A 7984-nucleotide genomic window follows, 5' to 3' on the forward strand; every position below is an offset into this window, starting at 1 on the left:
CAGCCTTTAACACTTTTTCTTTTGCTTCAGCTGATATACTAGCATTAGGAGTAAATGCTCTTGATACTGTAGATTGCGATACATTCGCTAATTTTGCAACATCCTCAGATGATACTTTATTTCTCAATATAATCACTCTTTCAAAACAATATAATTTCATTAGTAATACTAGTGTTATAATTGCATTTTGTATAAACAACTATTACAAAGAAGGTTAAACTATGACTTTAGAAATATTATACGAAGACAACCATGTCATTGCTGTGACGAAGCCGAATAATATACCGGTTCAGGCGGATGATTCGAATGATAAAGACATGCTGACGATCGTAAAAGAATATATTAAAGAAAAGTACAATAAGCCAGGCAATGTCTTTTTAGGTCTCGTCCATCGCCTCGACCGTCCGGTTGGTGGTGCAATTGTGTTTGCGAAGACGTCTAAAGGTGCGAGTCGCCTTTCTAATGAAATTCGTAAACAGACGTTCGAGCGCAAATACTTAACGGTCATTGAAGGCCATCTAAATAATAGCGGTACGCTTGAAGACTATTTAGTTAAAAACCGTAAGACGAACACGTCTTATGTCGCAAGTAAAAATACACAAGACGCAAAGCGCGCAGTGCTCGATTATAAAACAATCGGTGTAGATGAAGCACTCAGCCTACTCGAAGTTAAACTTCATACCGGTCGTTCGCATCAAATCCGCGTTCAGCTTTCAAATCAAAATACTCCGATTTTTGGCGATCAGCGCTATAACAAGCGTAGTACAGTCGGTGAACAAATCGCTTTATGGAGTTCTGAAATTCGCTTTAAACATCCAACAAAAGATAAAGTCATTACAGTGTCAAGTAATACACCAAACAAATACCCTTGGAATAGATTCACGAATTAAGTTTGTTAAACTTAATTCGTGTCTATCATTAATGTGCCGTAACTCACGACGAGCTTCACTTTATACTCCCCAACTCCGAGGATTTCTCCATCTACCGTCTCGTCGTATCCTTCAATATCGAGTAATCCGAATTGCTCTTTTAACGTTAACTCGTTATTTTTAAACATCTCTTTTAACGTAACCATCGCGTTACCTGTCGCAACTTTTCCGTCGATATGTTGATCTGGATTCACATTATCTAAAACGAGTTTCCCGGTACTGACGTTAAATTTTAAATGGTTCGTATCGACGTCATCAATTCGCATCTCTCCCGTTTGAAGATAACACGTCAACGCATCCGCTTCTACTCTCTTCACTAACACTTGCCCAACATCATTTTTAAACAGTATATCTTTCGCTTTTATACTGTCCGCATGAATTGAACTGTAATGCTGTGTCATTTCAAGTCGATCGATATCTTTATCCGGTAAATAGATGTCTAATCGCGTGTTTTTACTTGCATGAGACAGCTTTAAATTCAGATGAAAAACCCCGTCTTTAATTTCATATTGAACGTTTTCCAAATCGATGTCTTTCGTTACGTTAATATGCAAATCCTCATCGTCTGATTCATACACATAAACCGGGACAAACGTCGTCTCAAAACTAAAGTGCGTAATATCTTCATCAATCGTTAAATCTTTTTTACTATATAAATACTTTTCAGCAAGTGCTTCTGGGGCACCTAATTCTTTTATTAGTGCGTCATCATCTTCACTGTCTCGAAAACGATTCAGCAATCCGTCGATTATTTTATCTTGTCGTTTGGTTGGGAGGGATTGTAAATGATACTTCACAGTCCCTAAATACTCATATCGGTCCATTTCGTGGCACCTTCCTTTTTAAAACTAATTTTCTTATATATACTAGCTGTAAAGACGTAAAGGAGAATTCTCATGACATTATTTCATCACGATTCATTATACTATAGCGAAAAAGTAAAACAAAAAGAAGTCAGCGTAACAGAGCTCGTCGAGCGTGCGTTACATAATATCGAGCATTACGACGACATGAACGCGGTCGTTCATATACAAAAAGATAAAGCACTCCGTACCGCACAAGAAATGGACAGTACTTTAGGTACTTTATCTTCAGAAGAAATAAAAGCATTACCTCCATTTTACGGAGTGCCAATTGTCGTTAAAGACCTCGGACAAGAAGAAGCTGGAGTATCTGCGACAAATGGTTCACATTTATTTAAAGACTACGTTGCGAAAACTTCGAGCAACTTTGTCACAATGCTTATCGACAACGGGTTTGTCATCGTCGGACGAACAAACGTCCCAGAATTTGGATTTAAGATGGTGACGGATTCGGATCTTTTCGGAAATTCATATGCACCATTTGGTCGACCACTCTCTTCAGGTGGATCTAGTGGTGGCGCGGCAGCTGCGTTAAAAGCTGGACTCGTGCCTGCTGCTTCAGGGAGTGACGGCGGTGGATCGATTCGTATTCCAGCAAGTTTTAACGGTTTAATCGGCTTAAAACCGACGAGAGGACGCGTCACAAGTGGTCCAGGAAGTTATAGACAGTGGCAAGGTGCATCCATCGATTTCTTTTTAACAAAATCAGTGAGAGAGACGTACGAACTCCTTAAGATGATGGATGAGCAGCCACCTGCAGCGCCGTATATCGCTCCACCACTTACGATACGCGAACTTACACCGCCTAAGAAACGCTTAAAAATTGCGTATAGTCGAGAGTCTCCAATTGGTTCAGAAGTGAACATCGAAGCTGTAAAAAGCTTAGAATATACGGTTGAAGTGCTAAAGTCACTCGGTCACGAAGTTGTAGAAGACACTGTACTAGTCGACGGGCAAAAAGCAATTCATTCATACTTTACTATGAACATGGTAGAAACTGCTGCGATGTTTAAATCGATGGAACAAAGTTTAGGTCGTTCAATTACAAAAGACGACGTCGAACTTATCTCATACGGTATGTATTATGCAGGCTTAAAAGTACCTGGTTGGATGTATACACAATCTCTTAGCTACTGGGATACGTTAAGCGAACTCTATCATCGCTTTTTAGACGATAACGTATACGACTTTTACTTAACACCGACAATGAACGGTCCAACTTTAGACATCGACGAGTTTAAACCGTCAGACGAAGCATTTAAAAAACTCGAAAATATAGAAAATTTACCAGACGATGAAGTCTCACACATTTTTGAAGATGTCTTTAAAACGAGCAGCGCGTATAGTCCGTACACATGGACGATCAACTTAACCGGACAACCCGCAATTAGTCTTCCTCTATATAATACAGACGAAGGCCTACCTGTCGGAAGCATGTTTATCGCACGTAAAGGTGAAGAAGATAAATTACTACAGCTCGCTTTAGAAATTGAGAACGCCGGACGATTAGACACGAAAGTTTTTCATCCGAAGAAGCGTTAACGATATTGTTATAAAGGGAAGAGTTTGATATTATTTATACACTAATAAATTGAATGGAGATTACTATGGACCTTTTAAAACAGCGCATATTAAATGACGGTGAAGCATTAAACGAAAATGTACTGAAAGTTGATTCATTTTTAAATCACCAAATCGATCCTTTATTAATGAAAGAAGTGGGACAAGAGTTTATTACTCGATTTGAAGACGTCGAGTTCAATAAAGTGTTAACACTCGAATCTTCTGGTATCGCGCCATCTGTGATGGTCGGTTTACTTTTAGATATCCCAGTTGTTTTCGGACGAAAAAGACAATCGTTAACGTTAAGCGATGACTTATACACGTCACAAGTGTTTTCATATACAAAACAAGAGACGAACACGATCGCAGTAGCGAAAAAGTTTTTAAGTAAAGTTGATAAAGTACTCATCATCGATGACTTTTTAGCAAACGGTGAAGCGGCGGGCGCTCTTATTGACGTCGTTGAGCAATCCGGTGCAGAAATTGTCGGTGTTGGAATCGTCATAGAAAAAGCATTCCAAAGCGGTGGTAAAATTTTACGCGATAAAGGATACCGCGTGGAGTCACTTGCACGCATCGAGTCGATGTACGATAAACAAGTTAAATTCGTAGGTGACAATTAATGGAGCAAAGACAGCATCTTAAAGATGCTTCACTCGGACTGCAGCACGTACTTGCGATGTACGCAGGCGCCGTGATTGTGCCGTTAATCGTCGGATCTTCGATTGGCCTTACGACTGCACAGCTGACGTATTTAATCTCAATTGATATTATGATGTGCGGTGTCGCTACGATTTTACAAGTATGGAAAAACAAATTTATGGGAATTGGACTCCCAGTCGTATTAGGATGTACGTTTACCGCCGTCGGACCGATCATCAACATCGCAAATACATATAGTATTCAAAGTGTGTACGGGGCAATTTTATCCGCAGGATTATTCGTCGTTATCGTCGCAAGATACTTTAGTAAACTGATAAAATTCTTCCCTCCAGTTGTAACAGGAACGGTCGTCACAATTATCGGTCTAACACTCATTCCAGTTGCTTTAAATAACTTCGCTGGAGGCCAAGGTGCAGAAGATTTCGCATCGATTGAGAATGTCGCACTCGGATTTATTACACTACTTATCATACTAGTCGTATTAAAATTTGCACGCGGATTTTTCGCATCCATCGCGATATTAATTGGAATTATCGTCGGGACAATTATCGCAGCATTTTTCGGTCAAGTCGATTTATCTCCAGTAAAAGATGCATCATGGTTACACTTACCGGTCGTCTTTTACTTCGGAACACCAGAATTCCACTTAGTACCGATACTGACGCTTATATTAGTTGCGATGGTGAGTTTAGTAGAATCTACAGGGGTCTATTTCGCGCTCGGAGATATTACCGATAAAGAAATTCGCGAAAAGGATTTAAAACGTGGATACCGTGCGGAAGGTTTTGCGATTATGCTCGGAGGATTATTTAACTCCCTACCGTATACGACATTCAGTCAAAACGTCGGACTCATTCAATTGTCTGGCGTACGTAAATTAAAAATTATCTACATCGCAGGAATTATGCTCATGATTTTAGGACTGATGCCAAAAATCGGAGCAGCGACACTCGCGATACCAGAATCCGTCTTAGGCGGCGCGATGATTGCGATGTTCGGGATGGTCAGTGCATACGGAATCAAAATGCTTAGCACAGTAAACTTTGAAAACCAAAACAATTTAATGGTCGTTGCGATCTCACTCGCACTCGGACTTGGAGTTACTGCGGTACCAGACGTCTTCAGCAGTCTCCCGTCAAGTATTTCAGTCATCACAGAAAGTGGAATTGTAATGGGTAGTTTATCGGCAATCATTTTAAATATCGTATTAAACTTTAACTTACAACCAAGCGATGAAATAAAAGATCAAATATATGAAGCGGCAGAAGATGACGCAAAATAATAGAGCGCACTCGAGGGAGTGCGCTCTATTTTTGTGTGTTTCGGATGTTGTTTGGTGAGGATTTCTTGGATTTTCCGAAATCGTCGGTGAATCTTCATTCCCACCGACGCAGACAGCACTATCGTCGGCGAAATTTCTATACGCCGACGGGAATCACCGAATCGTCGGTGAATTTCGCGAATTTCAGTTTTTCGCCGACGATTCATCATTTTGCGTCGGTGTATCAAAAACTCGCCGTCGATAACCTTCATAGCGACGGGGAGTTTTTCATCTCGTCGACGATTCTCCCGCACCTCCCTTAAAAAGATGAAAAACCACTCTAAATCTCTATTTTCTATAGTATTCTCTATGAAGTTTCTTTACTCTATCTTCAAATTCTTTGACTGGACCAATCACTTCGATATCTTCCGCGATATCTGTAATCCTTAATGGCTTCACGCGTCCAGCTTCTATACCGAATTCTTTTTGCCACTCTCTAAACTGCTCACTACTCGTCGCATAGACAATCTTACCTAGTCCGTTTATTGCATGTGCAGTTGCGCACATCGGGCAGTGTTCGCCTGAAGTGTACACGACCGATGCTTTTCTTTCTTCATCAGATAAGTTCACACTCGCCCACTGCGCGATATGAAGTTCAGGGTGCTTCGTATTATCGCCACTAGAAATTCTATTATGGTCTTTAAATAATACTTCACCCTTATCACTTACAAGCACTGAACCAAACGGTTGGTCTCCTTTATTTAATGCTTCTTCTGCAAGATTAACAGCGAGTTTGAGATATTCTTTTTCTTTATTTGTCAGCATAATTACACTCCTAATCCTTTCTATATATACTACTATTCTAGTCTGAAAAGAAATATAAATCACTGAATAGAGTCAGTCAGAAGCGCTACTTCTCTTATTATTTTATAAATTTAAGTTTAAAAATATTTCAATTAGGTAATTTTAAGTATAAGGAACACTGCCGTAACGGTTTTTGATTAAGTTCCTTAAATATGTCCCGATAGTAATTTGTCTTTAATTACTACATATCTGAGAGGAGAAATTTATATGAAAAAATTTTGGATGGTCCTGCTGGCCCTATCTTTTATAACACTCGTTGCGTGTTCTTCTAACGAAGATAAAGACACGGATACTAGTAATGAGTCAGCGGACGAAAAGACAGAGGAAGTTGAGAAAGAAGAATCGACAGACACTGAGAATGAAGAGAACAGCGACTCATCTAAGAAACCAGAATATGATGAGTCGAAAGCTACGACTAACATCATGAAAAAAGAAGCAGATGGCTTACTTAGTACAATCGAAATGAAGCATGCAGATGACGTATTACTAGAACAAAACCAGGTCACTGAGGGTAAATACAGTACGCTTGGTGTGAAAGACAAAAAAGAGGCGCAAGAAAAGATTAAAGAATTTGGTGATGAAGAAAAATATAAAGACCAAGAAGGCGTCGAATACTCAGTAGAATTTAATGATGATACTTTCATCGAAACATTCAAAGTCGACTACACAGTCGCAGATCTCAGTGTAGTGTCATCACTACCTGACTCTGGTATAGAATCACAGTTTGTAAGCTATGATTTAAGTGTAGATAACTTTAAAAAGCAAGGATATTACCTTGAAGGTGAAAAATCGACTGAAGTATTCCTTCTCGAACAAGAAGGCTATATTTACGAAGTATCTGTTTTACAAGACGGAAACAACAAAATTTTAAAACAGACAACTTATAACGAACAGTCATATGAATCACTTGGCTTAGCAGATAAAAAAGCTGCAGAAGAACAATTTAAAGATATCGCCAAAAATTATGAAGAGTTAAACAAACTTGACGGTGTGAATTTTGATATGAAATTCGAAGATGATAAATTCACTGTAGAAGGCGTCATGGACTATGAAAAAGTTAAAGAACTAGATAAAGTTCTTCAGTTAATGGGTATTGAGCAAGTAGATGAAAGTGCAAAAGAAGAATCACGAAACTACACTGAAATCGCGATGGCCCTTTTAGGAAATGGATTAGAACATGTAGAAACAAAGAAATAACATAAAAGCACGCAAGCTGAAAAATCCTTCAGCGCGTGCTTTTTATTTTGAAAACTAATCCTTCTTATACGCAATCATCCCTGCACTTACAAAAAATAAAATCCCTGGCACGATGTAAAATAAAAATAAGAATCCACCGAGTTTTTCTGGTATCAGTGCCGCGAGTAGCATCATGATGAAGCTGATTAAAAGAAGTATTAAGATTATATTTCTCCGAGTCATTTAATAACCTCCTCACAGTTATATAGTTTTATCAACGGACTTTTGAAAGAGACATTTTTAATGTTCTTAGGATATGGCCATCAAAGTCATCATTATATTCGTCTACAATTTTAAAGCCTAGTTTCTTATAGAAATTTACCGCATTGATATTATCTTGTTCAACTTCTAGAAAGATTTCTTCAAAATTTTTGATTGACTCAATACTATGAGCTATCAGCCGACTACCGATTCCTTTACCATGATAATCTGGTAATAAGTATATTGCTGATAAATCATATGTGTTTGGTTGTTCCGTTTCTTTTAAATTTATAAAACCAATGATTTTTTCATCGTATTCGGCAACGAACATAATTTGATAAAGTCGTTTTTTCAACATCTCATCACTATATGCAAACTCTAGAAAGTTGTTTTGTACATCTTCT

Annotated in this window: 10 protein-coding genes; 5 read left to right on the plus strand and 5 right to left on the minus strand. The window is 38.6% G+C overall.

The annotated features are described in order from the left end of the window. Window positions 1-160, minus strand: a 160-nt coding sequence (locus tag TJ68_RS08755) for a LacI family DNA-binding transcriptional regulator (protein ID WP_148449636.1), incomplete at its 3' end; no start/stop codon positions are given. Between the two features lie 61 nt (window positions 161-221). Between TJ68_RS08755 and TJ68_RS03805 the strand changes: the two genes are divergently transcribed. Continuing rightward, window positions 222-890: an RluA family pseudouridine synthase gene (locus TJ68_RS03805; RefSeq protein WP_040928838.1), complete on the plus strand. Its 669-nt coding sequence runs from the start codon at window positions 222-224 to the stop codon at window positions 888-890. Window positions 891-901: 11 nt separating this feature from the next. Here the strand turns inward: TJ68_RS03805 and TJ68_RS03810 are convergent, their stop codons facing one another. Further along, window positions 902-1753, minus strand: a complete 852-nt coding sequence (locus tag TJ68_RS03810) for a DUF4097 family beta strand repeat-containing protein (RefSeq protein ID WP_040928839.1) — start codon at window positions 1751-1753, stop codon at window positions 902-904. A 72-nt stretch (window positions 1754-1825) separates the two neighbouring features. Between TJ68_RS03810 and TJ68_RS03815 the strand changes: the two genes are divergently transcribed. The 3 genes from TJ68_RS03815 (at window position 1826) to TJ68_RS03825 (ending at window position 5300) form a co-directional block, all read left to right on the plus strand. Beyond that, window positions 1826-3334, plus strand: coding sequence for an amidase family protein (locus TJ68_RS03815; protein ID WP_040928840.1), 1509 nt, complete (start codon window positions 1826-1828; stop codon window positions 3332-3334). A 65-nt stretch (window positions 3335-3399) separates the two neighbouring features. Next, the gene (locus TJ68_RS03820) at window positions 3400-3978 is read left to right on the plus strand and encodes a xanthine phosphoribosyltransferase (RefSeq protein ID WP_040928842.1); all 579 of its coding nucleotides are present in this window, start codon (window positions 3400-3402) and stop codon (window positions 3976-3978) included. After that, the gene (locus TJ68_RS03825; protein ID WP_040928843.1) at window positions 3978-5300 is read left to right on the plus strand and encodes a nucleobase:cation symporter-2 family protein; all 1323 of its coding nucleotides are present in this window, start codon (window positions 3978-3980) and stop codon (window positions 5298-5300) included. The genes TJ68_RS03820 and TJ68_RS03825 overlap by 1 nt, the downstream gene beginning before the upstream one ends. Before the next feature lie 327 nt (window positions 5301-5627). On the opposite strand, the gene TJ68_RS03830 is transcribed toward TJ68_RS03825, so the two are convergent. Next, window positions 5628-6104 carry a nucleoside deaminase gene (locus TJ68_RS03830; RefSeq protein ID WP_040928844.1) on the minus strand — a complete coding sequence of 159 codons (477 nt, stop codon included), beginning with the start codon at window positions 6102-6104 and terminating at the stop codon, window positions 5628-5630. A 246-nt stretch (window positions 6105-6350) separates the two neighbouring features. On the opposite strand from TJ68_RS03830, the gene TJ68_RS03835 reads away from it, so the two are divergent. After that, window positions 6351-7340, plus strand: coding sequence for a DUF1307 domain-containing protein (locus TJ68_RS03835; RefSeq protein WP_040928845.1), 990 nt, complete (start codon window positions 6351-6353; stop codon window positions 7338-7340). A 54-nt stretch (window positions 7341-7394) separates the two neighbouring features. On the opposite strand, the gene TJ68_RS08380 is transcribed toward TJ68_RS03835, so the two are convergent. Together TJ68_RS08380 and TJ68_RS03840 are read right to left on the minus strand one after the other, a co-directional pair. Further along, on the minus strand, window positions 7395-7562 hold the full coding sequence (locus TJ68_RS08380; protein ID WP_155974673.1) for a hypothetical protein: 168 nt from the start codon (window positions 7560-7562) through the stop codon (window positions 7395-7397). 31 nt (window positions 7563-7593) lie between these two features. Continuing rightward, a partial coding sequence (locus tag TJ68_RS03840; RefSeq protein ID WP_040928846.1) for a GNAT family N-acetyltransferase occupies window positions 7594-7984 on the minus strand: 391 nt, incomplete at its 5' end.

This window comes from Nosocomiicoccus massiliensis (assembly GCF_000438455.1).
In the GTDB taxonomy this organism is placed as follows: Bacteria; Bacillota; Bacilli; order Staphylococcales; family Salinicoccaceae; genus Nosocomiicoccus; species Nosocomiicoccus massiliensis.

Excerpts from the sequence above, each read along its gene's own strand:
- TJ68_RS03805 (WP_040928838.1), top strand. The coding sequence starts at position 222 with ATGACTTTAGAAATATTATACGAAGACAACCATGTCATTGCTGTGACG.
- TJ68_RS03830 (WP_040928844.1), bottom strand. The coding sequence starts at position 6,104 with ATGCTGACAAATAAAGAAAAAGAATATCTCAAACTCGCTGTTAATCTT.
- TJ68_RS08380 (WP_155974673.1), bottom strand. The coding sequence starts at position 7,562 with ATGACTCGGAGAAATATAATCTTAATACTTCTTTTAATCAGCTTCATC.
- TJ68_RS03810 (WP_040928839.1), bottom strand. The coding sequence starts at position 1,753 with ATGGACCGATATGAGTATTTAGGGACTGTGAAGTATCATTTACAATCC.
- TJ68_RS03820 (WP_040928842.1), top strand. The coding sequence starts at position 3,400 with ATGGACCTTTTAAAACAGCGCATATTAAATGACGGTGAAGCATTAAAC.
- TJ68_RS03835 (WP_040928845.1), top strand. The coding sequence starts at position 6,351 with ATGAAAAAATTTTGGATGGTCCTGCTGGCCCTATCTTTTATAACACTC.
- TJ68_RS03825 (WP_040928843.1), top strand. The coding sequence starts at position 3,978 with ATGGAGCAAAGACAGCATCTTAAAGATGCTTCACTCGGACTGCAGCAC.
- TJ68_RS03815 (WP_040928840.1), top strand. The coding sequence starts at position 1,826 with ATGACATTATTTCATCACGATTCATTATACTATAGCGAAAAAGTAAAA.